Source organism: Nocardia rosealba (genome assembly GCF_020216065.1).
Classification (GTDB): domain Bacteria; phylum Actinomycetota; class Actinomycetes; order Mycobacteriales; family Mycobacteriaceae; genus Nocardia; species Nocardia rosealba.
Genome location: NZ_JAIWNA010000007.1, coordinates 167,442 through 192,391 on the forward strand (window position 1 = coordinate 167,442; position 24,950 = coordinate 192,391).

19 protein-coding genes are annotated in these 24,950 nt (G+C 68.7%); 11 read left to right on the forward strand and 8 right to left on the reverse strand.

Annotation, left to right across the window (positions count from 1 at the left end; translation table 11 throughout):
• Window positions 1-2 precede the first annotated feature (2 nt).
• The 4 genes from rplP to LDL21_RS23895 all read left to right on the forward strand — a co-directional run bounded on the left by rplP (window position 3) and on the right by LDL21_RS23895 (window position 1,224).
• Window positions 3-419, forward strand: coding sequence for a 50S ribosomal protein L16 (gene rplP / locus LDL21_RS23880; RefSeq protein ID WP_067491147.1), 417 nt, complete (start codon window positions 3-5; stop codon window positions 417-419).
• The gene (gene rpmC / locus LDL21_RS23885; protein WP_019045024.1) at window positions 419-658 is read left to right on the forward strand and encodes a 50S ribosomal protein L29; all 240 of its coding nucleotides are present in this window, start codon (window positions 419-421) and stop codon (window positions 656-658) included. The genes rplP and rpmC overlap by 1 nt, the downstream gene beginning before the upstream one ends.
• Window positions 655-924 (forward strand): 30S ribosomal protein S17, encoded by a 270-nt coding sequence (rpsQ, locus tag LDL21_RS23890; protein ID WP_067491145.1) that lies wholly within the window; start codon window positions 655-657, stop codon window positions 922-924. Before rpmC ends, rpsQ begins: the two co-directional genes overlap by 4 nt.
• A 108-nt stretch (window positions 925-1,032) precedes the next feature.
• Window positions 1,033-1,224, forward strand: a complete 192-nt coding sequence (locus LDL21_RS23895) for a ribbon-helix-helix domain-containing protein (protein ID WP_225281836.1) — start codon at window positions 1,033-1,035, stop codon at window positions 1,222-1,224.
• A 77-nt stretch (window positions 1,225-1,301) separates the two neighbouring features.
• Here the strand turns inward: LDL21_RS23895 and LDL21_RS23900 are convergent, their stop codons facing one another.
• The 5 genes from LDL21_RS23900 to LDL21_RS23920 form a co-directional block, all read right to left on the reverse strand.
• Window positions 1,302-3,407, reverse strand: a complete 2,106-nt coding sequence (locus tag LDL21_RS23900; protein ID WP_225281837.1) for a hypothetical protein — start codon at window positions 3,405-3,407, stop codon at window positions 1,302-1,304.
• Window positions 3,408-3,529: 122 nt separating this feature from the next.
• Complete coding sequence (locus LDL21_RS23905) at window positions 3,530-4,366, reverse strand: SDR family oxidoreductase (protein WP_225281838.1); 837 nt, start codon at window positions 4,364-4,366, stop codon at window positions 3,530-3,532.
• Between the two features lie 10 nt (window positions 4,367-4,376).
• A complete protein-coding gene (locus tag LDL21_RS23910) occupies window positions 4,377-5,105 on the reverse strand; it encodes a CPBP family intramembrane glutamic endopeptidase (RefSeq protein WP_133733959.1) in 729 nt (242 codons plus the stop codon).
• A 46-nt stretch (window positions 5,106-5,151) separates the two neighbouring features.
• The gene (locus LDL21_RS23915; protein ID WP_225281839.1) at window positions 5,152-6,093 is read right to left on the reverse strand and encodes an RluA family pseudouridine synthase; all 942 of its coding nucleotides are present in this window, start codon (window positions 6,091-6,093) and stop codon (window positions 5,152-5,154) included.
• Window positions 6,094-6,142: 49 nt separating this feature from the next.
• On the reverse strand, window positions 6,143-6,721 hold the full coding sequence (locus LDL21_RS23920) for a putative glycolipid-binding domain-containing protein (protein ID WP_225281840.1): 579 nt from the start codon (window positions 6,719-6,721) through the stop codon (window positions 6,143-6,145).
• A gap of 407 nt (window positions 6,722-7,128) precedes the next feature.
• On the opposite strand from LDL21_RS23920, the gene LDL21_RS23925 reads away from it, so the two are divergent.
• Window positions 7,129-8,967 carry an ABC transporter ATP-binding protein gene (locus tag LDL21_RS23925; protein ID WP_225281841.1) on the forward strand — a complete coding sequence of 613 codons (1,839 nt, stop codon included), beginning with the start codon at window positions 7,129-7,131 and terminating at the stop codon, window positions 8,965-8,967.
• Window positions 8,964-10,700 carry an ABC transporter ATP-binding protein gene (locus tag LDL21_RS23930; protein ID WP_225281842.1) on the forward strand — a complete coding sequence of 579 codons (1,737 nt, stop codon included), beginning with the start codon at window positions 8,964-8,966 and terminating at the stop codon, window positions 10,698-10,700. The genes LDL21_RS23925 and LDL21_RS23930 overlap by 4 nt, the downstream gene beginning before the upstream one ends.
• 50 nt (window positions 10,701-10,750) lie before the next feature.
• Here LDL21_RS23930 and LDL21_RS23935 read toward each other — a convergent pair whose 3' ends face one another.
• Entirely contained in the window at window positions 10,751-11,170 is a 420-nt protein-coding gene (locus LDL21_RS23935) for a TIGR03667 family PPOX class F420-dependent oxidoreductase (protein ID WP_225281843.1), read from the reverse strand.
• 63 nt (window positions 11,171-11,233) lie between these two features.
• On the reverse strand, window positions 11,234-11,941 hold the full coding sequence (locus LDL21_RS23940) for a siderophore-interacting protein (RefSeq protein ID WP_225281844.1): 708 nt from the start codon (window positions 11,939-11,941) through the stop codon (window positions 11,234-11,236).
• 105 nt (window positions 11,942-12,046) lie between these two features.
• Here LDL21_RS23940 and LDL21_RS23945 point away from each other — a divergent pair, with 105 nt between their 5' ends.
• Window positions 12,047-13,321, forward strand: coding sequence for a SidA/IucD/PvdA family monooxygenase (locus tag LDL21_RS23945; protein ID WP_225281929.1), 1,275 nt, complete (start codon window positions 12,047-12,049; stop codon window positions 13,319-13,321).
• Between the two features lie 119 nt (window positions 13,322-13,440).
• On the opposite strand, the gene LDL21_RS23950 is transcribed toward LDL21_RS23945, so the two are convergent.
• Window positions 13,441-14,136: a GNAT family N-acetyltransferase gene (locus LDL21_RS23950; RefSeq protein ID WP_225281845.1), complete on the reverse strand. Its 696-nt coding sequence runs from the start codon at window positions 14,134-14,136 to the stop codon at window positions 13,441-13,443.
• 233 nt (window positions 14,137-14,369) lie between these two features.
• Here LDL21_RS23950 and LDL21_RS23955 point away from each other — a divergent pair, with 233 nt between their 5' ends.
• The 4 genes from LDL21_RS23955 to LDL21_RS23970 are packed head-to-tail and all read left to right on the forward strand — an operon-like array spanning window position 14,370 to window position 24,855.
• Window positions 14,370-15,122, forward strand: coding sequence for a thioesterase II family protein (locus LDL21_RS23955; protein WP_225281846.1), 753 nt, complete (start codon window positions 14,370-14,372; stop codon window positions 15,120-15,122).
• On the forward strand, window positions 15,119-16,432 hold the full coding sequence (locus LDL21_RS23960; protein ID WP_225281847.1) for a beta-ketoacyl [acyl carrier protein] synthase domain-containing protein: 1,314 nt from the start codon (window positions 15,119-15,121) through the stop codon (window positions 16,430-16,432). Before LDL21_RS23955 ends, LDL21_RS23960 begins: the two co-directional genes overlap by 4 nt.
• Window positions 16,425-19,682 carry a nocobactin polyketide synthase NbtC gene (gene nbtC / locus LDL21_RS23965; protein WP_225281848.1) on the forward strand — a complete coding sequence of 1,086 codons (3,258 nt, stop codon included), beginning with the start codon at window positions 16,425-16,427 and terminating at the stop codon, window positions 19,680-19,682. Before LDL21_RS23960 ends, nbtC begins: the two co-directional genes overlap by 8 nt.
• Before the next feature lie 13 nt (window positions 19,683-19,695).
• Complete coding sequence (locus LDL21_RS23970) at window positions 19,696-24,855, forward strand: non-ribosomal peptide synthetase (RefSeq protein ID WP_225281849.1); 5,160 nt, start codon at window positions 19,696-19,698, stop codon at window positions 24,853-24,855.
• Window positions 24,856-24,950 lie beyond the last annotated feature (95 nt).

Here is a 24,950-nt window from a genome sequence, read left to right on the forward strand (position 1 = left end):
GCATGCTGATGCCCCGTAGGGTCAAGCACCGCAAGCAGCACCACCCCAGCCGCTCCGGCATGTCCAAGGGCGGCACCGCGGTGGCGTTCGGTGACTACGGCATCCAGGCTCTCGAGCCTGCCTACGTCACCAACCGTCAGATCGAGTCGGCGCGTATCGCGATGACCCGCCACATCAAGCGTGGCGGCAAGATCTGGATCAACATCTACCCCGACCGCCCGCTCACCAAGAAGCCTGCCGAGACCCGCATGGGTTCCGGTAAGGGTTCGCCGGAGTGGTGGGTCGCGAACGTGAAGCCCGGTCGGGTCATGTTCGAGATGTCTTACCCCAACGAGGAGACCGCTCGCGAGGCCCTGCGCCGCGCGATGCACAAGCTCCCCATGAAGTGCAGGATCGTGACCAGGGAGGAGCAGTTCTGATGGCTACCGGAACACCGGCCGCAGAGCTCCGCGAGCTCAACGAAGAAGAGCTCGTGGCCAAACTGCGCGAGTCGAAGGAAGAGCTGTTCAACCTGCGCTTCCAGATGGCGACGGGTCAGCTCGACAACAACCGTCGTCTGCGCGTCGTCCGCCACGAGATCGCGCGCATTTACACGGTCATGCGTGAGCGCGAGCTCGGCCTGGCCACGGCGCCCGCGGGCAAGGGAGATGCGGCATGAGCGAGAAGAAGGAAGAGCGCGGCAGCCGCAAGGTTCGTAGCGGCTACGTCGTCTCGGACAAGATGAACAAGACGATCGTCGTCGAGCTGGAAGACCGTCACCGGCACCCGCTCTACGGCAAGATCATTCGCACCACCTCCAAGGTGAAGGCGCATGACGAGAACGAGATCGCCGGCGTCGGCGACCGCGTTCAGCTGATGGAGACCCGTCCGCTGTCGGCCACCAAGCGCTGGCGTCTGGTCGAGGTCCTGGAGAAGGCCAAGTAAGGTCCCTCCTCGATCCATCGAGATCGTTGCCACGAAGGCCCGTTTCCCTCTGGGAAGCGGGCCTTCGTCGTGTCGCGGGCTAGGTGATATTGCCGGATATCATGCGGAATGGCCATAACACTGCATCTCGACGGCGATGATGGCCGGCGCATGACCGAGCTGGCCGAGCGTCTCGGACTGAGCGAGCAGGATTTGGCGCAAGAGGCAATTCGCAGGTACGTCGCTGGGCACGAGGCGTTCGGTGCGGTGGTCTACTCGATCATGGACGAGCACGCCGTGCTGATGCGGCGGCTTGCGTGAGCTACCTCGGTTGCACCGAGAGCGTCGTTGTTGCCCGCGAGGAGCTTGGACTCTTGGTCCGAAAGGGATCGCAGGCCTCAGCCGGTGAAGGCGTAGGGGTGGCGGATTTTTCGGGCGAATTCGACGACGTTGGTGACGGTTTTGCCGGGGACGCCTACTTCGGCGCCGATGCTGCGGGCTGACCAGGACTGGTCGGTGAGTTCGAGGATTTCCTCGATTTGTTCGAGGGTCAGGCGCAGGGGGCTGTGGGTGGCTATACGGCGGGCCAGGGCGCGGACCTCGGTGTCGTCGTAGTCGAATTCGTCGGCGGGGTGGTCTTCGAAGGGGTCTTCCTCTGGGGCGGATTCCTGCGCGGTGAGCGGTTCGTCGGCATCTGAGGTGTCAGTTGGCAGTGCGACCGGCGCGGTGGGCTCGGTGTCTTCGGCGGACGTCTCGAACTGTGCGGGCGGCTCAGATATTTGGGCCGACACTTCGCCCTGTGCGACCGACTCGGATTTGCGGGCGGACAGGTTGTCCGGCGCGACGGACTCGGTTACCGGGGTGGCCGGTGCGATGGGCTCGGCTACCGGCGTGGCCGATGTGATGGGCTTGGTGACCGGGGTGACCCGAGTGACCGGGTTGTCCGGTGCGACGGGCTCGGTGACCGCGGTGGGCGAGGCGGTGGGCTCGGCGACCCGGGCGGGTTCGGTCTCCAGCAGCAGTTGCTCGGCGGGTTCCGTGGCGAGGGTGAGTTGTTCTGGCTCGTCGGCGGGGGCCGGTGAATTGTGTTGCGCTACCACCGGAGTGGGGGCAGCCGTGTCGCCGTTGTGGTCACGGGCGACGGTGCCGGCGTGCGCCGTCGCCTCGGTAACGGGGTCGGTGCCGGTCGCTTCGCCGAGAGTGGGTCGGGCGGCGGCGGTGACAGGTATTCGCCGCAACGAGGGGGTGGCACCGTTGGTGTCGGCGTGGCCGTTGCGCCGGTGGTCGGCGGCGGCCCGGTGGATGAGTTCGAGAGTGCCGGGAGCGGTCGACTTTTCGGCAGCAGGGCGGCGGGTGATGTGCGGGCGCTTGGGGTTCGGGCGCTCGCCGGGCGCGGCGTCGTCGGATCCGGCGACCAGATCCTCCTCGTCGCTGCGCGGCGCTTCGATATCGACGGCGGCGTCGTGCCCGGTTCTGCCGCCGAGTACGACGTCGCCATCGAGAGTGGCTTCGTCGTCGAGACCGGCGTCGCTGCTGGGCATGGCGTGATCGACCTGCCCGGCCTCTGTGCTGTGTGTGGCGCGGTCGGCCTGCGAGGCGTGGTGGTTGAGCCCTGCGCTGCCGCCGACCTGAGTATCGGTGTCGACGGCGGACAAGCGCGCGCCATTGCCGATCGTCGACAGTGAGTCCTGCTGTGTGACAGCGGAATCCACTCGTTCGGAGGGGGAGTAGCTCCCCGGCAGTTCCACCGAAGCGCTCTCGATCAACATCGCGTACCGCGCCGAAACCCAGGCGTGCAACCAGATCACGACACCGACCATCACGGGCGCGATGGAGAACTCTGCCGCCCGCCCCCATGCACCGGAGGCCAGGTGGGGCCCGGCGTTGAGGGCGACGGTGGTGCCGAGGAGGGCGAGTTCGAACACGATGACCTTGCCGCGTTCGAGTTCGCGCCCCCAGCGGGCCGCGGTGGTCGCGGCGATCATGATGACGATGATCGGGATGGAGATCATCGCCTCGATGCCGAAGCTGAGCCAGTACAGCGGATCGCCCATGTCCCCGCTCGGCACGAGGTTGTGCTGCACATTCACCCCGGCCCACACCATGCCGAGCAGCACCACACCGATCAGTGCGCGCGAGGACCATTCGGCGCGCCGGTAGAGCTGAGCGAGTCGTGCGTCGGCACTCGACACCCGGCGTCGTGCGGCCAGTGCTTTGCGGTGCCAGCGGGCGTCGGCTTCGTCGGTACGCCGGATCAAAGCGCCAGTGCGACGGTCACGTTTGTCGGCGGCGAGTTCGTCGGCGACAGTGCGACGCCGCTGTTTGCGGCGCTGGGCCCGGATCCATTCGGCGAGTTCGCGTTCGGCGCGGATCTCGGCTTCCGAGAGTGCGTCGTAGAGTGCCGTGTCGTGCTGCAGCGGCAGCTTGCCCCTGGCGGTGGCGACCTGCTTGGCGAGGGCCGTGATCTCGGTATCGGCAGGGTCGATCGACCGATCGTCGGACATCTCGCGCCTTCCGCGTCACTCGAACATATGGACTATCGAACATATGTGTGATTGCAGAGAGCGTAAACGCCGACCGTTCCCGGGTCAACGATCATGGTGTGAAAATGGAGCGGAGAAAGCCCTCAGGCCCCGGAATCGCCGTCGAGTAAACGCTTTTCGTAAGTGGCTCGTGCGGACGAACCGCCAACGGCCGCAAGCTGATTCGGGACGGTCCTGCGCAGGATCAGATCGCGGGCCCACTGTGGAAGCACTCCGGCCCAGCGCAGCATCGGCCCGAGCGATCCCGGCACCGTCACCTCGAAGCGTGGCCGCTGGATCACCTTGACAACGGCCCGCGCCACATCGGCGGGCTGCAACAGTGGCGCCGCCCCGCTGGACGTGCCCTTCGCGAGTTCGGTATCGACGACCCCCGGCATGATCGCGCTCAACCGCACGCCGCTGCCGCGCAGTTCCTCCCGCACGCCCGTCAGGTACCCGAGCACACCGTGTTTGGTCGCCGCGTAGGTCGCCTCCCCGGCGGGTGAGACCTTCGATGCCACCGAGGCGATGGTGACGATATGTCCCCGCCCACGTGCGCGCATGGCGGGCGCAGCCAGCCGCACACCCCGGATCACCCCGTGCAGATTCACCGCGAGCATCCGCGCGGTAGCACTGTCGGGTTCGTCGTCGAACGCGCCGACCCACATCACCCCGGCATTGTTGACCAGCACATCGACCGGCCCGAGCAGCGCCTCGGTAACGGCGAGGAAGTCGTGGAACGACCGCTCGGAGGTCACATCGAGTTCGCACCCGTGCACCGTCCCCGGCAGCTCGGCCGCCGCCGCCCGGGCCGCGTCACCGGACAGGTCTCCGATACACACCAAGGCGCCCGCGGCCCCGAGTTCCCGGGCGATCTCCCGCCCGATCCCGGCCGCCCCACCGGTCACCGCGACTACCAATCCGACAAGCACACGTTTCACCGGACCGATGCTAGGCCAGTGCGGTGTGCCAGACGAGGGCTGCGGCGAGGGCGCCTGCTCCGTTGAGGGACCAGTGCAGGGCGATGGGGGCGAGAAGGCTGCCGCTGCGGCGGCGGAGCCAGGTGAAGACCACGCCCGCGGCGGCGGTGGCGGCGACGGCGAGAGTGATGCCGATGACCTGGCCCGCGAGGCCGCCGCCGACGATCCCGGACAGGCCGGTGTTGCTCGCGGTGAGGCCGAGGGAGGAGGCGATGTGCCAGAGGCCGAAGAGCAGCGAGCCGGCCGCGAACAGGCCGCGCACACCGAGCACCCGGTCGAGGGTGCCGTGCAGGACGCCGCGGAAGGCGAGTTCCTCGGGGATCACGGTCTGCAAGGGGATGACGATCATCGACGCGATCAGTGCGCCGGAGATGGTGGCGTACCGGTCGGCGAGGAAGAAGGGCCTGGTGATCGGCAGCAAGGCCCCGATCGCGACAGCCGTGAGCACGATCCCCACCGCGCCGAGCGCGTAGACGGTGCCCCGGCGCCAGTGCCTGGGTGACAGTCCGAGTTCGGCCCAGCCGAGCCCGCGTTTGCGCATCAGTGCGAGCAGCAGGAATGCCGCGACGGGCACGGTGACGATATTGGCCCAGGCGGTGGTGAAGTGTGCGATGAGATTGGTTCCGGCGAGCACCACCACAACGACGGCGATATCGATATAGGCGTGCAGTCCGGGTCGGGGATCGGCGGAGACGGGCACCCGGTCGAGTGTACGGATTTATTACAGAAGGGAAACGGTCCGTGAGCTACTCGACAGCCGATCCGGACCAACCCGGCAAATCGTGCCACGCCTGCAGAGTTCGCCGCGATTCGAATCGCCGGGGCACGCGACTGATCGGGTCGGTGAATTCGAGGGTGGCCGCCAGTAATTGCAGGGGCCGCGTGTAGTCGTCGACGGATTTGTCGGTGACGACCGGAAAGAAATCGTCGCCGAGGATCGGTACGCCGAGGCTGTTCATATGCAGGCGCAGTTGGTGGGTGCGCCCGGTGTGTGGCCGCAATCGGTACCGGCCGAGCCCGTCGCGATGCTCGACGAGCTCCACGTGGGTCTCGGCATTGGGCACTCCGGGCACTTCCTGCGCGGCGAGCACATGCTTTTCCTTGATGATCCGGCTGCGCACGACCCTCGGCAGCTCCAATGTGGGGTCGTAGGGCGCGATCGCCTCGTATTCCTTGCGCACGGTCCGGTGCCCGAACATCGTCTGATACGCCCCGCGCACGGCCGGATTCACCACGAACAGGATCAGTCCGGCGGTCACCCGGTCGAGTCGGTGCGCCGGGATCAGGTCGGGCAGGTCGAGTTCGCGCCGCAACCGGACCAGCGCGGTCTGCAGGATGTGCTGACCGCGCGGAATGGTCGCGAGAAAGTGCGGTTTGTCGATGACGAGGATGTCCTCGTCGCGGTGCACGATGCCGATCTCGAACGGCACTTCCTGCTCCACGGGCAGGTCGCGATGGAACCAGACCGCACCGCCCGCGACGTAGGGCGCGTCGGGCGCGAGCGGCCCGTCAAGGTCGACGATCTCGCCCGCCCGCAGCATCTCGTCGATGCGCGCCGGATCCACCCGCGGCAACCGCTCGACGAGGTGGTCGCGCACGGTCGCCCAGTGTCCGTCCTCCGGGAGCCGGAGCCGGGCCGGGTCGAGGCCGTGCCGCTTGGGCAGCGGCGGCTGCTGCCTGCGTCGCATACCGACAGTCTCGCCGCCGGACCACCCGGCCCCGCCACAGGCCCCCGGTTCAGACCGTGCGCCGGGCCAGATCCGGGTAGTCGAGGATCAACCCCGCATCGTCGTAGGACAGGGTGGCGCGGTAGTCGAAATCCGACGAGGTGTAGTCGAAGCGCGGCCCGTCGTCGCCGTCGGTGGCCCGGCGGTAGTGCTGCGGCAGTCGCACCGTCTTCAGGTCGGCAGCGCGGATGTAGACCGCGGGCGCGTCGGCCGAGTCGCCGATGTCGAGTGCCAGCCTGCGCACCGGGAGCGAGTTGGTGAATACCGATGCCTCGAGGTCGACGTCGAGGCACCCGTCCAGTTCGGGTGCGGTGGCACCGTCGACCTGCCAGCGTCCGAGCCCGTCGGAGTGCACGGTGAGCGTGCGCCTGCCGTCGGGATAGCGTCCGGTGATCTGCGCCGAACGGGTGTGCCAGCTGCCGTCGAGCCGCAGCCGGTAGTCGATCACCCAGACGGCGCCGTCCTCGGTTCCGGTGGCGCACCCTTCGACGAGCACGCCACGATCACCGTCGCGGAAATACGTCACTTCGAAACCGGTTCGCGCCTGGTGCTGTATCCAGGCGGCCGATGGGGGCAGGTGAGTGAACACGACTGGGACATGCCCCGAAATTCGGGTATCAATCCTCAGCCGGCGCGTTGATCCAGAACCATCAATTTCGCCTCGACGAGAATCTGGCGCGCACGCCGCCGCACTCGGCACAGGTCGACGCTGCATTCGAGGTGTATCTGCATGGCCCGATGCGCTTGTTCGGGTGTCATATTCCCGGGGTCGGTCCGGCAGTCCGCAATTGCCGAAATAATTGACGTGACAAACATTTTCGTACTCCCACCGTGTCGATGGATAACAAGGTAGGAGCAAATTACGCCCGATTCGGTGCGATATCGCCGGGGTTGACTGGCAGTTCACGCAACCTTCCCCACCCGGCCACAACCACTCAACTTAGGCTAACCTACATCGGCAGAGCTTGCTGTGGACAGGTCGAGAGGGCAGAACGTATGACGGTGCAGGTAGCGCCGCCGCCGGGGGTGGAGTCGGGCAACCGGCCGTCCAAGGCGGCCGCGAAAGCGCAGAAGCAACGAGAAGCGCAGGCGCGCAAGGACATCCTGGCTCCGGTGGCGGGCATGCTCACGGCGGCGAGCCTGATCGTCGCGGTGGCTTCGGTGTGCAGCGTGGTCCCGTTCCTGCTGATCGTGCAGGCGTGCCGGGAACTGCTCACGACCCCGGTCGACACCGACCGGGTGTGGTGGCTGTTCGGCGCGGCCGTCGCGGTGCTCGTCCTGCGAGCGCTGCTGCAGGCCGTCGCCCTCACCTGGTCGCACGCGGCCGACGCCGGCTACCAGCTCACCCTGCGCCGTCTGCTCGCGGCCAAGCTCACCCGGGTGCCGCTCGGTTGGTTCGGCGAGCGCAGCTCCGGCGAGGTGAAGACCTATCTGCGCGACGACGTGGAGGCACTGCACTATCTGGTCGCGCACGCGCGGCTCGAGTTCGTCGGCGCACTGGTGGTTCCGCTGGTCACCCTCGGGTATCTGTTCACCGTCGACTGGCGGCTCACCCTGGTGCTGCTGATCCCGCTGATCGCCTACTTCGTGCTGTTCGGTCGGATCATGGACCGCGACGGTCGCGACCGCCTCGCCGTCTACACCCGGTGGGAGCGGCGCACCGCCGAGGCCACCATCGAGTTCGTCGACGGCATCCAGGTGGTTCGCGCGTTCGGTCAGGCGGGCAAGGCGCACAGCGAGTTCCAGGCCGCCGTCGACGGTCAGGTGAATGCCGCGCACCGGTTGAAGATGCCGATCATCCGGGTGCAGTCGGCCTCCGACATCGTCGTCACGCCGGTGTTCGTGATGCTCGTCGTCGTGCTCGCCGGGCTGGCGTTCGTCGGCGCGGGTTGGGTGGAACCGCTCGACCTGCTGCCGTTCCTGCTGGTCGGGCTCGGAATCGGTAGCTCGCTGCTCGGCCTCGGTTACGGGTCGCAGGCATTGCGGGCCGGTGGGGCAGCGGCGCTGCGGTTGCACGAGCTGCGCCAGACGCCGGAACTCGAGATCGCCGAGTCGATCCGTGACGTGCCGGTCGAGCGCGGTGTGGTCCGCTTCGAAAATGTCGAATTCGGTTACCGCACAGGCCACAACGTGTTGCGCGGCATCGATCTGGAACTGACGCCGGGCACCATCACCGCGCTGGTCGGCCCGAGCGGTTCCGGCAAATCCACCCTCGCCAAACTGCTGCCGCGTTTCTACGACGTCGGTGCGGGCCGAATCACCATCGACGGTCGCGATATCCGCGAGTTCAGCAGCGAAGCGCTGTATCGCACGGTCGGTTTCGTGTTCCAGGACGTGCGCTTGATCCGCGGTTCGATCCGCGAGAATCTGCTCCTCGCCCGACCCGGCGCCGACGACACGGCCATCGAACGAGCCGCCCGCGCCGCCCAGATCCACGACCGGATCGTCGCGCTGCCACGCGGATACGACTCCGAGATCGGTGTGGACGCCACGCTGTCCGGCGGTGAGGCACAGCGTCTTTCGATCGCCCGCGCCCTGCTGGCCGACACCCCGGTCCTCGTCCTGGACGAGGCGACGGCCTTCGCCGACCCCGAGTCGGAGGCCGCCGTGCAGGACGCGCTCGCCGCGCTGGTCGCGGGCCGCACCGTGCTGGTCATCGCGCACCGCTTGCACACCATCACCGGTGTCGACCGAATCCTGGTGCTGGACAACGGGACTCTAGTCGAACAGGGCACCCACGACGAACTGCGCTCCACGGGCGGGCTGTATCAGCGCCTGTGGGACATCAACGAGGCCGCGCTCGGCACGCTCGCCCTGGTGGAGGAAACACGATGATCCGCAAGGTTTTCCGCCTCGTCCCCGACGAGTTCGCCTCGCTCGTCCCGCGTCTGCTGGCCGCCATCGTGCTGCAGGCCGTGTGCCAGGCCATCGCCTACCTGTTGCTCGTCCCGTTACTCGAGGCGCTGTTCGGCGACGACCTGAGCGGCGCGTGGACCTGGGCACTCGGCATGACCGCGGCCGTGGCAGGCGTGGTGGTGTTCGGCTACCTGCAGGCCGTCATCGGTCTGCGCATCGGCCTCGGTATGCAGCGTGGGCTGCAGACCCGCCTCGGCGACAAGCTCAACGAACTGCCGCTCGGCTGGTTCGAAGGCCGTGAGGCAGGCCCGCTCTCGCGGGTGATGGTCGAGCAGGTGCGCGAGATGCAAGGCCTGATCGCCTATCTGCTCACCAAGGTGCTCACCGGTGTGATCGTTCCGGTGGTCGTCGCGCTCGGCATGCTGTTCATCGATTGGCGCATCGGTGTCGCGATGCTGCTGGCCGCGCCGGTGCTGTACCTGGTCAACGCGGTCGCCAACCGCGCCTACACCGGTGCCGACGCACGGCTGCACGAGGCGGCGGCCGAAGCCGATTCGCGGGTGGTCGAATTCGCGCAGGCCCAACCGGTGCTCCGCGCGTTCGGCGCGGTCGGCACCGGCAACAAGGCGCTCGAGGCGGCGCTGGTCCGCCAGCGTGGCGCGGTGCGCAAGATGATGGTGGCCACGGTGCCCGGCCTGATCGTGTTCGCGCTGTTCGTGCAGGCGGTGTTCCTCGTGCTCGCCTACCTCGCGGTGGTCCAGGTGACCGACGGCACCATCTCGGCCGTCGCTGCCATCGCCCTGATCGCGGTGAGTTCGCGGTTCATCGAACCGGTGAACCAGGCCGCCCAGCTCGGCGCCGCGCTGCGGTCGGCCGCTTCGGCCGCCGACCGCATCACCGAACTGCTGGCCGAGCCGACCCTGCCGATGCCGACCGAGCCGGTCACGCCCGGTGCGCCCGCCGTCGTCTTCGACAAGGTGAGCTTCGGCTACCGCCCCGGCGAACCCGTGCTCAGCGACCTGACCTTCACCGTCCCGGCGGGCACGACCACCGCCATCGTCGGGCCGAGCGGGGCGGGCAAGACCACCCTGCTGCGCCTGGCCGCCCGCTTCTACGATGTGGATTCCGGCGCGGTCTCGGTGAGCGAACACGATGTGCGCGAACAACCGTCGAACACGCTGCTCGATCAGCTCGCCCTGGTCTTCCAGAACGTCTACCTGTTTAACCGCTCGGTGGCCGACAACATCCGCATCGGCAAACCCGACGCGAGCGAGGACGAGGTGCTGCGCGCCGCCCGTGCCGCGCGGGTCGACGAGATCGTCGACCGGCTGCCCGACGGCTTCGACACCATGGTCGGCGAGGGCGGTGCGTCGCTCTCGGGCGGTGAGCGCCAGCGGGTGTCGATCGCCCGCGCCTTGCTCAAGGACGCCCCGATCGTGCTGCTCGACGAGGCGACGAGCGCGCTCGACCCGCACAGCGAGGCCGTCGTGGTGCGCGGCATCCACGAACTGGCGAAGGACAAGACCGTTCTCGTGGTCGCGCACCGCTTGGCGACCATCGCCCACGCCGACCAGATCCTGTTCCTCGACGGTGGTCGCATCGTCGAACAGGGCACACACGCAGAGCTGCTCGCGCTCGACGGCCGGTACGCCGCGTTCTGGAACGAGCGGGAGCGGGCGTCGGGCTGGCGGCTGGAGCCGGTACCCGTCTGAGAACGACGACGGGCGCGACGGGTGTTCCGTTGCGCCCGTCGCTGTCGGGATCAGAAGCCGCGCAGGTGATCCGGGGTGATGTGGATCGGGACGGAGTAGGTGTCGAAGAACTCGTCACGCGTCATCTCGATGTCGACGAAGCCCCTGGTGTAATTGCTCGCGAACGCGGCGAGCGCGTCGTCGCTCACCGGTTCACCGACTCGGGCCGAGCCGGTGAACACGGCCACCTCGCCACCGCTCGAGCTGCTGTTGAAATTCAGCGAGGCCCGCGGATTGCGCGCCAGGTGTCGCAGCCGCTTCGCCTTCGGCATCGTGTAGATCAGGAAGGTGTCCTCGCGCCACAGGAACCACACGGGGTTCGGCTGCGGGGTGCCGTCGGCGCCGATGGTGGTGAGCCAGACGACGTGCTCGTCGGCCAGTCGTGCGGCGACCGTCGCGCCGAGCGGGGTACTGACGTCGAGAACGGACATGGGGACCTCCTCGGAGTAGGAGATCCCCAGTCTAGGACCGGCGCCCGTTCGGGCGCCGCGTTCTCACTTCCAGTAGGCCTGATACTTGATGGCCGTCTTGGGCAGAGCGTGGTGGGTCTTGAGGGTCTTCACGATCGAGCGCGTGGTGTGGCCGTCGCAGGCGATCCAGGCGAAAGCGTCTGCGGGGCAGGCCATTTCGTTCGCGGCTTCGCGCAGCAGGCGGCCGTCGTCGATGCGCTGCACCCAGGTGACCGTGTGGTGCGGCTTGTTGTGCACGGGGATCGTCGTGTCGGATTCGTACTGCCATTCCAGCCACACTCGCGCGGGGGTGTCACCGATGGCGTCCAGTAGCGAGTTGATAGCCGGCAGCGAGGCGGTGTCGCCGAAGACGACGTACTCGCTGGGCGTCTGCTCGGGCAGCTGGAAGTCGGAGCCGAGGACGCTGGCATCGAGCGGGTCGCCGGGCTTGGCGCGGCGCGCCCAGTTGGCGGCGGGTCCGTCGTGCAGCGCGAAGTCGATGCAGACGGTGTCCTCGGCCGGGTTCTGGTTCACCAGGGTGTAGCCGCGGTGGTGCAGTTTGTCGCTGTGCTCGTCGGGAATCCACAGGCGGATCCACTGCGTGGGGTGCACCGGATTGTCGGCCAGCAGCCCGCCCGCGGTGAAACTGATCCGCACGAATTTGTCCGTGATCTGCTCGTTGGCAGTCACCGTGAGGCGGTAGTCCGAGCCACCCCAAGCCTTGACCATCAGGCCGTTGAATCCCTTACCCATGAACGTTAGGTTAGCCTAACGACACTTACTTGTCTGCCCCCGGTGGATAAATAAGGTAAGCCTATGCAACTATGGGCCGTGCTTGAGAGAGTGGAGAACGAACCGGTGCAAACCCTGCTGGTGGTCGGTGCGGGGCCGAAAGCCCTTGCGGTAGCGGCCAAATCGCATGTCCTGCGCTCACTCGGCCTGCCCGCGCCACGTGTGGTCGTCGTCGAGGCGCATGCGGTGGGTGGCAACTGGTTGCCCACCGGTGGCTGGACCGACGGGCAGCACCGGCTCGGCACGAGCCCCGAGAAGGACATCGGCTTCCCGTACCACTCCACCTGGGCGCGCGGTCGCAATCGCGAGATCGACCGGGCCATGTCGGCCTACAGCTGGACCTCGTTCCTCATCGAGCACGGCACCTACGCCGAGTGGATCGACCGCGGCAGGCCGAGCCCGCAGCACCACGTGTGGGCGAAATACCTGCAGTGGGTGGCCAAGTCGATCGACCTCGAGCTGGTGATCGGCCGTGTCGAGCAGATCCGCCACGACGACCGCTGGCAGGCCCGCGTCGTCGACGCCGACGGCGCCGCCACCGAACTGAGCGCCGACGGCCTGATGATCACCGGCCCCGGCCGCAGCAGCCGCGCCCTGGCCGAACACCCGCGCGTGCTGAGCATCGCGAAGTTCTGGGACCTGGCGGGCAAGCGCAGTCTGCCCGCCGCCTCGCGGGCCGCGGTGATCGGCGGCGGCGAGACGGCGGGCTCCGCGCTCGACGAACTCGTGCGCCACGAAATGCTCACCATCTCGGTGATCTCGCCCATGGCCACCATCTACACCCGCGGCGAAAGCTATTTCGAGAACTCGCTGTTCAGTGACCCGGTGAAGTGGAACGCGCTGAGCATCCAGGAGCGTCGTGACGTGATCCGGCGCACCGATCGCGGTGTGTTCTCGGTGCGCGTGCAGGAAAGCCTGCTCGGCGACAGCCGGGTCCACCACCTGCAGGGCCGGGTCACCAAGGTCGTGCCGGCCGGTGATTCACTCGCGCTCACGCTGACCAACGAGCTACGCGCCGACCAGGTGCACAACTTCGACCTCGTCGTCGACGCGACCGGTGGTCAGCCGCTGTGGTTCCTGGAGATGTTCGATCAGCAGACCGCCGATCAGCTGGAACTGGCTGTGGGCGGCCCGCTCACGCAGAACCGGATCGAATCGTCGATCGGCTACGACCTGGCCGTCAACGGACTGGCGAGCAAGCTGTACCTGCCGAACATGGCCGCCATGGCGCAGGGCCCCGGCTTCCCGAACCTCAGCTGCCTGGGCGAGCTGTCGGACCGAGTGCTGCGCACGGTCCCGGCGCGCAGTCACGTTTCCGCAGCGCAAGCAGTCTCACGCTGACCCGTGCGGTGAGTTACCCACTGATCTCGCGAGAAGATGGGTAACTCACCGGGAACGGGCGACCGTGACCCTCGATCTCGTCTGGCCGCCAACGCAAATCGCGCCGCGCCTGGCCTGGCCTAAATTCGCGGGGAGACGGGAACAGGCAGATCCGCCGGGGTGCGCGGGACCGTGTACAGGAAGATGCGGCGGTCCGGGCGGACGTCGAACTCGCCGATGCTCTGCCAGCCCGACTTCTCGAGGCTGCGCCGGATCGGTTCGTTGCGATGGTCGGGATCGCCCATCATGCGCCGGCAGTCGGGGTTGGCCGCGAACACGGCGGCGGGCAGGATCGAGATCCAGGCCGACATGATGCCCTTGCCGATCACCGCGGTCTCGGCGGTGGCGATGTGGAAGGCGATGTCGCCGGCGTCGGCGTGGTAGAGCTTGCCGATCTCGTCCTTGGCGGCACGGTAGAACTCGATGTAGGCGACATCGACCACGCCCTTCTCCGGTTGACCGATCACCGCGAAGTCGAGGCTGAGAATGCAGGGACGTGAATAGGTTCCGGCCAGCTGGGCGCGGAAATTCTCGCGACGGCGCTGCGCGTCCCAGTCCTGCTCCCAGGACTCGAGCAGGTGTGGCCGGGCCATCCACTCTTCGAGCATGTCGGGGTCGGTACCGTCGGGATCGGCCATCCGCAGAGAGAAGGGCGCCTCGAACACCGGCAGGTTCGGCGCGGGGGCGGCGGCTACGTCAGCGGGCAGGTCTGTCTGCTCGCGGGGTAGCGCGGTGGGGGTCCCGGCGGGGTTCATCTGCTGGGTGCTCCATTCCATCGTTACCTTGGTCACCTCGATTGGTAAGGCTAGCCTATACTAATGGGTTGATGCTACTGTTGCCCGACCGATCGCCCGGTGGTTGCCGGAGCGCGCCCGGAGCTGGTTCGGGCTCGGCGGCAACAACATTCGCCCCGGTCCCGGACGACTGCGCCGGGTAGGCCCGTGTCCGGGCCCGGCGAGAGATAGTGCGAAACGGCCGCTGCTAGGCGCGGTCGGTGAGGGAGAGCGACATGGCAAGAGAACTCGGCTGGATCAGGCAATTCCAGGCCCCCCGAACCGACTCCCTACCGCCACTGATCGTCTTCCCGCACGCGGGCGCGGGCGCATCGGCCTACCGGGTGTTCGCCAAGCGTATGGCGCAGGACTTCGACACCGTGATCGTGCAATACCCCGGCCGTCAGGACCGCCTTCGTGAACCGGCCGCCGAGACTCTGCCCGAGCTCGCGCAGGGCGCCTTCGAAGCCTTCCGTGACTCCGCGCGCGACACCGGCGCCCCGATCACCGTGTTCGGCCACAGCATGGGTTCCATCGTGGCCTTCGAATTCGCCCGGCTCGCCGAGGCCGCCGGGTTGTCCGTCCGTTTGCTGGTGGTTTCCGCGGCCGCCGCGCCGCAGCGGATCGCCGAGCTACCTGGTCATCCGACCGAGGACGAGGAATTGCTCGACCACATGGCCGCCCTCAACGGAACCGGCGCCGACGTGATGGCCAGCCGCGAGGTGATGCGCATGGCGCTGCCCGTGCTCAAGGCCGACTACCGCGCCTTCGACGCCTACTCCTGCGATGCCGGCGTGCGCGTCGCCGCACCCGTGCTGGTGCTCGGCGGTGACGACGACCCGTTCGTCGGCCCGCGCGACCTCTACGGCTGGGACCAGGCCACCACGGGCGAGGTTGAGGTGAACCTCTTCGCGGGTGGGCACTTCTACGTCGACGAGAACATCGACGGCATCGCCGAGGTGCTGGCCGGACAGGCGCTGACCCGATGAGCGTGGATCCCATCGTCATCGTCGGGATGGGAATCGAGGCCCCCGGCGGCATCGAAACCCTGCCGGACTTCTGGTCCGCGCTCGCGGACGGCCGGGAATTGATCGGCCCGTTCCCGCGCGACCGTGACTGGGCGCTGGCCGAACTGTTCGCCCTCGGCAGGCTCGACGGCTGGGCGCCCGTGCGCGACGCCGGTGGATTCCTGGACGGCGCGACGGAATTCGACGCCCAGTTCTTCGGCATCACGCCGCGCGAGGCGGTCGCGATGGACCCGCAGCAGCGGGTGGCCATGCGGGTGGCGTGGCGCGCGCTCGAGCACGCGGGCATCAACCCCGGTGCGCTCGACGGTGATCCGGCCGGTGTCTTCATGGGCGTGTCGATCACCGAATACGGTCCGCGCGCGGCGGGTGTCAACGAGTACAGCGGATACCGGGGCACCGGCACCGCGCTCGGTGCGGTGGCCGGGCGGATCTCGCACGGGCTCGGCCTGGTCGGTCCGTCGATCAGCGTGGACACCGCGTGCGCCTCGTCGCTCACCGCCGTGCACCAGGCCGCGTCGGCGATCCGGGCGGGGGAGTGCGACTGGGCGCTGGCCGGCGGGGTGTGCGTGATGGGCACGCCCGGCGCGTTCTACGAGTTCTCCAAGAACAATGCCCTGGCCACCGACGGTCACTGCCGTTCCTACGCCGCCGACCCGACCGGCACCCTGTGGGGTGAGGGCGCGGGCGTGATCGTGCTGGAACGAGAGTCGCGCGCGAAGGCGCTCGGCCACCGGATCTACGGTCAGCTGCTCGGTTCCCGGGTGAACCACAACGGCGCCGGTGCGCCGATCGCCGTGCCGAGCGCGGACGCACAGCAGCGACTGATCGAGGCGACCGTGGCCGCCGCGGGGGTGAGCGTCGACGATATCGGCCTGATCGAGGGCCACGGCACCGGAACCGCCGTCGGCGATCCGCTCGAATTGACCGCGCTCGCGGCGACTTACGGCAACGCCGATCGTTCCGATGCCCCGCTGCTCGGCTCCGTGAAGTCCAATGCCGGTCACGCGCAGGCGGCCTCGGGCATGCTCGGGCTCATCAAGGTGCTGCTGTGCGGCGAGCACGGCACCATCGCACCGAGCCTGTGGGCGGATCAGCCGACCACCGATATCGACTGGAGCGCAACCACTTTGCGCCTAGCGGCCGAGGCGACCGAGTGGAAGCCGCGCCCCGACGGGCTGCGCTACGCCGCGGTGTCGTCGTTCGGTGTCGCGGGAACCAACGCGCACGCCATCGTCGGCCTGCCGGTGCTGGAGGAAACCAATCATGGCTGAGTACCGTCTGCCCGACGGCAGCGTTCCTGTTCTGCTGTCCTCCGACAGTGCCGACGGGCTGCGTGCCGAGGCCGCCGCCCTGCGCGACTACGTCGACGCGCACCCCGCGGTGACACCGGAACGGTTGGCCGACATGCTGTTCCGCACCCGGCTGCCGCGACGTCGGCGAGCGCTGATCCTGGCCCGGCCCGCCGTGCACGGAAACGACGCCGAGTCGTCGAGTGAGCTGCGCGCCGCGCTGAATGCGATCGCGACCGGCGCCGAGCACGACACCGTGGTTCTCGGTGACGTCCCCGCGAGCTCTCGCCGCATCGGTTTCGTCTTCCCCGGCCAGGGCAGCCAGCGCCCCGGCATGGGTGCGCTGTTCTACGCGCAATCACCGGCCTACCGCACCGTCGTCGACGAGTGCGCCGCCATCCACCTCGAACGTTTCGGCCACTCCCAGCCGCTGCACTACCTGCTCGGCGACGAGGGACAGTACGAGGACACGGTGTGGGAAGTACAGCCCGCCCTGATGTTCCACATGACCGGCCTCGCCGCGCTGTGGCGGGCCGCCGGCGTGGCGCCGCAGGCGACGATCGGGCACAGCCAGGGCGAGCTCGCGGCCGGTGCGGTGTCGGGTGTGATGACCCTGCGCGACGCGGTCCTGGCCGTCACCCACCGCGCCCGCCTGGTCGAGCGCATCTCCCCGCGCGGCTACTCGATGGCCGTGCTCGGCATGGACCGCGAGTCCTGCGAGGCGTTGCTGGCCAGGCATTCGGGCTGGGCCGAGCTGTCGGTGGTCAACTCACCGCACATCCTTGCCATCTCCGGTGACCGCGAGACCATTGTCGACCTGGTCGCCACCGCGACCGAGCGCGGCCAGTTCGCCCGCGAGATCCGCGTGGCCTACCCGGCGCACACCTCCATCGTCGCCGAACTGCGTTCCGATTTCGTGGACATGCTCGGCGACGAGATGAGCGGTACGCACTTCACCGAATCCGAGATCGACTGCTACGGCGCGACACTCGGCGCGAAGATCGGCTCCGACCTCAATCATCAGGACTACTGGTACTGGAACCTGCGCAACCGGGTGCGTTTCGACAAGGCCGTGATCGCGGCGGGCAGCGACGGCGTCGACCTGCTGATCGAGGTCGCCGAACACCCCGTGCTGCAGCTGGCCCTGCAGGAGAACCTCGGCCTCGTGCCGTCGCGTCCCGGTCTGCCGCAGCGCGACTTCCGTGTCCTCGGAACGTCGCTGCGCACCGCCGAGGGTCTCTCGGAGTTCACCCGTAATCTCGCCCAGGTCGCGGTGCTCGACGCCGGGTACCGCTGGGACGCGCTGCGGGTCGACGACACCGTCACGCTGCCGCTGCGCGACTTCCCGCACACCGTCACCGCCCCGAAGCGGCTCTGGGCCGCCCCTGACGAATCGGAAACTCCGCCCGAACTCGCCAGCACCACGCCGAAACCCCAACGGCTGGTCGAACAATGGACCCCGCTCCAGCGCCGCACCCTGACCGCCCCGCGCAGCCTGCTCATCGTGGACCACACGGGTGAATGCTCGGCTCTGGCCGTCGCCCTGGTGAACGCCGCGGACCGTCACGGTGCCGAGGCTCGGGTGCTCGGCCCGGCCGAACTGAATCCGGCTGTCGGCGCAGGCGCCGAGGCGAACGATCGAGGATCCGCCGCCGATGCGATGAGCTCCGCCGCACCCGGCGAAGAGCATGCCGTGCCCGGCGACGCGCGCGGCCTGCCCGACTCGGTGCGTATGCAGCCGTTCGATTCCGTCGTTGTCCTGGTGCCACCGTCGGCGTCCGACGACACCGCGACGGCTGTCGCCGCACTGACCTCCTTTTACGCCGAACGAGGCTGGACCCCAGCGCTTTCCGTGCTGCGTCCGGGCGGGGAGTGCTGGTTGCTGACCGTCGGTGGCGAGGCTGTGCACGAGAGCGATCCGATCCCCTGTCTGTTCCAGGCAGGCGTCGCGGCCGGATTCCGCAGCGTCGGGATCGAACACCCTGGCACCTTGTTCCGCCATCTCGACCTCGCCGCGAACGAGGATCCGATCGCGCAGGCGCCCCGGATCGTCGGCGCGGTGCATTCCAGCGGTGAGGCGGAGCTGGCGCTGCGAGCGGGCAAGCTCTTCGTCAAGCGATTGGTGGTCGACGAGACCGCCGAAACCGGCTCGCTCGCCGAGGGTCTCGATCATGTGGTGATCGTCGGCGGTACCGGTCAGCTCGGTCTCCGTTTCACCGATCACCTGGCGCGCACGAGTACCGGCCGCGTCACCCTGCTCAGCCGCAGCGGTGAAACCCCCAGCCTGGCAACAGAACTGGCGCGTCTGCGTGGCCTCGGTGACACCGAGATCGTCGTGCGGTCCTGTGATGTGAGCGATCCGGAATCGGCGAAGGCCTTCGCCGCCGAGATCGCCGATCGCCCGGCCGATCTGGTGATCCACGCCGCCGTGAACTATGTCGACGCCGAACTCGACCAGGTCACCGCCGAGGCCGTCCACACCGCCGCCCGCGCCAAGCTGCACGGCCTCGACACCCTGATCGACACCGTGCCGCTGACCACCGATTGCCGTGTGCTGCTGTGCTCGTCGATGGCGGCGACCATCGGCGGACGGGGCCAGATCCTGTACGCGGTCACCAACCGCATGCTCGATGTCGCCGCTCGCAGGCTGCGCACCCGTGGCATCGCCGCGGCCAGCCTGCAGTGGGGGCTGTGGAGCGTGGCGGGTCCGCTCGACGACGCCGGGTTCGCCCGGGTGGAAGAGGCGGGCGTGTTCCCGATGGTTCCCTCCGACGCCATCGAGGCCGGCTTAGCCGCGCCCGTGCGCGACGGCATGATCATCGCCGCCGACTGGGACTTCCTGCGCGAGGTGCTCGGCGCGTTCGGTCAGGACAGTGTCCTCACCGGTCTCGAATCGCCTTCCACGGCTTCGGTTGTCACCCGAGCTGTTTCGGTCACTCCGGCTCCGGAGGCCGTGGTCGAGGCAGCGCAAACGCCGGTACAGCCCGACAGCTCTCCGCTCGACCTGCGTGTGCGTACCGAACTGCTGAAGGTGATCGGCGGCGACAGCGCCGAATCCATCGACGCCACCATGCCTTTGGTCGCGCTCGGCCTGGACTCGTTGCAGGCCTTGGACTTCCGCAAGCGCGTGAAGGCGGAGCTGGACCGGGACCTGCCGGTCGCGGCGATTCTCGGCGGCGCGTCGCTCGACGACGTCGTGCAGCTGATGGCACAGAACACCAACCAGGGCTAGGGGCCGAAAGAACATGTCAGACACCGAAGCCACCCTGTCCGTCGCGGAACGCCGCAAGCAGCTGTTACAGCAGAAGCTGCGCGAGCGCGGCATGGCCGCGTCCACCGCATCCGTCGCCCTGCCGCGCATCGCGGCGGGGGAGCGCCGCCCGCTCACGCCCGGCCAGCGCCGCATGTGGTTCCTGCAGACCCGCGACCCGCAGGACACCGCCCTCAACATCTGCGTGGCCTACCGCCTCACCGGCCCGCTCGACGCCGACCGCCTGCACGCCGCGTTCGACGCTGTCGTTGCCCGTCACGACATCCTGCGCACCACCTACGGTGTGGACGCCGAGGGCGAACCGTTCCAGGTGTTCACCACCGACGCCCGCGCCGAGTGGACAACCCACGACCTGACCGACCTCGCCGAATCCGGCCGTGACCTGCGGGTGGAGGTGCTGGCGCAGCGCGAGTTCAGCCGCTCCTTCGCCCTCGGCACCGAACTGCCGTTGCGCGCCACCCTGATCCGCACCGGCACCGACCAGCACGTGGTGCTGTTCACCATCCACCACATCTGCTGGGACGACGACTCCTGGGCCGTCTTCTTCACCGAGCTCAACGCCGCCTACCGCACCATGCCCGCGCAGGACGACAGCGCGCCCGCGCAGGCCGACGCTGCGCCCGCACAACCCGGCGGCATCCCCGGCCAGGCCAACAGCGTCCCCAAGCAAGCCGACAGCGCGTCCGCGCAGGCGGACACCGTGCAGTTCGCCGCGATCGCCCCCACCGCTGAACCCGCGGCCGACGACGTCGCCTACTGGCGCGACGCCTTGCGCCCCCTGCCTGAACCTCTAGAGCTGCCCGGTTCGGCCTCGGCCACCGCGGGCAGGCAGGCGCAGCGCCGCACCCACCGGCTCCCGGCCGACCTCGTCACCCGCACCGAACAGTTCGCGCGCGAACACGCCGCCACCCCGTTCATGGTGCTGCTGGCCGGTTTCGACGCCCTCGTGCACCGCTACACCGCCGCCGACGATTTCCTCGTCTCCATCCCCGTCACCGACCGTCCGGCAGGCACCGAGCAGCTCATCGGCTACTTCGGTAACACCCTGCTGCTGCGCGCGGGCATCGGTACCGGCGACGACTTCACCACCCTCGTCGCCGCCGTCCGCGAGACCTGCACCGGTGCGTTCGCGCGCCGCGGTGTCGGTATCGATCGCGTAGTGCGCGAAGCGAACCCGGACCGCGTCGCCGGTCGCGACGGTCTCGACCAGTTGGTCCGTCTCGGCTTCAGCGTGCGCAAGAGCGCCGACGGTTTCGCCTTCGACGGCGTCACCTCCACCCTGCTCGAACTCGGCGCCGTGAGCGCGCAGGTGCCGCTGGCCTTCGCTGTGGTGCTCGACGCCGACGGCACCGCCGTGGTCGAGGCCGAATACCAGACCGACGTGCTGTCCGACGCCCTCGTCGACCAGCTGCTCGTGCATTTCGGCGTGCTGCTCGACAATGCGCTGCGCGAGCCGTCCCGCAAGCTGCGTGACCTCGAGATGCTCGCCCCAGCCGAGCGCAGCGCCCTGCTCGAGCGCTCCCACGGTCTGCTCGTCGACCAGCCCGCCACCACCCTTGTAGCCCTGTTCGAATCGGCTGCCGCCGCCTCGCCCGACGCGCCCGCTCTGCTCGCCGATACCGCCGAACTCACCTACGCCGAGCTGCACACCCGTGCGAATCGCCTGGCGCACTGGCTGATCGGGCAGGGCATCGGCACCGAGGACATCGTCGGCCTGCGCCTGGGCACCTCGGTGGAGTTCATCGTCGCCGTGCTCGCCGTGCTGAAGGCAGGCGGCGCGTACCTGCCGATCGATCCGGCATACCCGGAAGACCGCATCGAGTACCTCATCGAGGACGCGAACCCCCGATTGCTGCTCGGCGCGGTCGAATTGGCCGCCGCCGAGGAGATGGCGACCGGGCTGTCCGGCTCGGCGCCGACCGATGCCGACCGGTTGCGCCCGCTGCGCCCGGCCAACCTCGCCTACGTCATCTACACCTCCGGCTCCACCGGCAAGCCCAAGGGTGTTCCGGTGCCGCACAACGCGATCGCCGAACACATCGTGTGCTTCTCGGCCGAGTGGGACATGACGCCCGCCGACCGCATGATGCAGTCGTCGTCGGTGAGTTTCGACGCCTCGCTCGCCGATATCGCCATCCCGCTGTCGGTCGGTGCGCAGATCGTGGTGCCGAAACCCAAGCCGTTCCGCGACATCCGCTACGTCGCCGACCTCATCACGCGGCGTCAGGTGACCGTGCTGCACATGGTCCCGTCGATGCTGAGCACCTTCCTGCTGCTGCCCGAGGTGAGCGAATGGCGTTCGCTACGCCAGGTTCCCGTCGGCGGCGAGGCGCTGCCCGGCGAGGTGGCCGACCGCTTCGCCAACACCCTGGAAGCCGAACTGCGCAACCATTACGGGCCCACCGAGGCCGTGGTCTGCTCGACGTACATGCCGGTGCACGGGCCGCAGGGGACCGGTGTGGTGCCGATCGGCGTGCCCAACCGCAACGTCTACACCTACGTGCTCGACGAGGCGCTGCAGCTGGTGCCCGACGGTGTGGTCGGTGAGCTCTACCTCGGCGGCGATCAGCTCGCCCGCGGCTACCTCGACCGCCCCGCGCTGAGCGCGCAGCGTTTCGTCGCCGATCCGTTCACCCCCGGCGCCCGCCTGTACCGGTCCGGTGACCTGGTGCGCCGCAACAACTTCGGTGAGCTCGAGTTCGTCGGCCGCGCTGACGAGCAGGTGAAGGTGCGTGGTTTCCGCATCGAACTCGGTGAGGTGGAAGCCGCCATCGCCGCGCATCCGTCGGTCGCCCAGTGTGTGGTCGTGGTGACCGAGGACCCGGCCATCGGTGCCATGCTCGCCGCCTACGTGGTGCCCGCCGAAGGGTTCATCGACCTCGAACAGATCCAGGCCTTCGCCGCGGCGGGTCTGCCGGACTTCATGGTGCCCAGCGCGTTCGCGGTGATCCCGGAGGTGCCGCTCACGGTCAACGGCAAGCTCGACAAGCGCGCCCTGCCCGCCGCCACCCCGGCCGTCGCGCGGACCCACCGTGCGCCCGCCACGGCCACCGAACGCAAGATGTGCGCGCTGTTCGGCGCCCTGTTCGATCTCGACGAGGTGGGCGCGGAGGACTCGTTCTTCGAACTCGGCGGGCACTCGCTGCTCGCCGCCCGTCTGGTCGCGCAGGTTCGTGCGGAATTCGGCATCGAACTCGACGTCCGCGTCATCTTCGACAGCCCGACCCCCGCCGCGCTCGCCGCGAATCTGGTCGCCCGATTCCTCGCCGAGTTCGACATGGACCTGGATGCGGTCGACTCCGATTTCGACGAGGCAGCCGAACCGGCACCCGCGGCGAGCAGCGACGCGGTCGCTCCCGCACAGGCCACCCGCCCTGCGATCGGTGGACGGCCGCGCGGCGAGCGCATCCCGCTGTCGTACTCTCAGCTGGCGATGTGGTTCCAGTACCGCATGGAAGGTGCCGGTTCGGTCGGCAACCTCCCGCTGGCCATGCGCTTCGACGGCCCGCTCGACATCGCCGCGTTGCGCGCCGCGCTCGGTGATGTCGTGGCCCGTCACGAATCCCTGCGCAGCACGTTCCCCGAGCACGAGGGTGTGCCCTACCAGGTGATCCACCCCGCTACCGAGGTCGCGCTGCCGATCAGGAAGATCGCCGCCGACCAGGTGTCGGCCGAGCTGGCCGAGATCGCCCGCTACGCGTTCACCCTCGACGGTGAGCCGCTGCTGCGTGCCGAACTGCTCGAACTCGACGCGAACACCCACGTGCTGTCGCTGCTGGTGCACCACATCGTCGCCGACCACGCCTCCTTCGGTGTGCTGCTCGACGACCTGACCACCGCCTACCGCGCCCGCAGCGAGCAGGGCACGGCGCCTGCCTGGGAGCCGCTGCCGATCCAGTTCGCCGACTACGCCCTGTGGCAGCGCGAACTGTTCGACCAGGCGGCGCCGAGCGAATTCGCGCAGACCCAGATCGACTTCTGGCGCGCCGCGCTGGCCGGGGTGCCAGACGAGATCTCGGTGGCCCACGACCGTCCGCGTCCGCCGGTGCTCGGCAAGCGCGGCGAGGTGGTCACGTTCTCACTACCCGCGAGCGTCCGCTCCGGTCTCGAGGCTCTCGCCAAGCGCAGTGGCGCAACCGAATTCATGGTGTGCGAGGCCGCGGTCGCGACCCTGCTGCACAGGCTCGGCGGCGGCACCGACATCACGCTCGGCACGCCCGTCGCGGCACGCACCGATCCGGCAACCACGAACCTGATCGGGTTGTTCGCCAACATGGTCGTGCTCCGCAACGATCTGTCGGGCGCGACCACCCTGCGCGACACCGTGACCCGTGCCCGCGATGTGGTGCTCGATGCCAACGCGCATCAGGAACTGCCGATCGAGCGTCTCGTCGAGGCACTCAATCCGCGCCGTTCGCGGTCGCGGAACCCGCTGTTCCAGAGCATGATCCACTTCCGCGGCGCGGACTGGGCCCCGACCACCTTGCCGTTCGCGACCTCGGGTGCCAGCACGGTCACCGTGCTGCCCGCCGACTTCGACGTCTCGTTCCTCGATCTGAACCTGAGCCTGAACGTGACCGCCGAGGGCGGCATGGACGTGCGCGTCGTCGTCAACGCCGACCTGTACGAACCGGCCACCGCCGCGCTCATCGCCGACGCCCTGGCCGCGACCCTGCGCGCCTTCGCCGACAACCCGGACCAGCCGATCGCGGACCTGCGGGTACTGCCGCAGGCCGACCTGGAGCGGCTGCTCGCCGTGCCGGCGCCGGTCGCCACGACGGCCGCCGCCGGGGGAGCCGCCGATTCGGACACCGAGCGCACCCTGATCGCCCTGATCGAGGAGCTCCTCGAGATCGACGACGTCACCGGCGACGACAATTTCTTCGCCCTCGGCGGCGACAGTGTCATCTCCATCCAGTGGTCGGCCCGTGCCGCCGCCCAGGGACTGCCGCTGACCCCGCAGATGGTGTTCGAATGCGCGACCATCACCGAACTGGCCGCCGCCGTCGATGCCGCTCCCCGCGGGGCGGAAACCGAAGAGCCCGAGCAGGTCACGCACGCGCCGATGAGCGCGTCCGGCCTGGATTCCGATGCCCTGTCCGCCCTCACCGCGGCGTGGTCCGCGCAGGGATGAACAACCCGACATCCTCGCCGCACCTGCCGGGCACCCGCCCGGCACGGTGCGGCGCCGCATGTCGACCGGGTCTCGGCTCTCCGACGACCCGACCA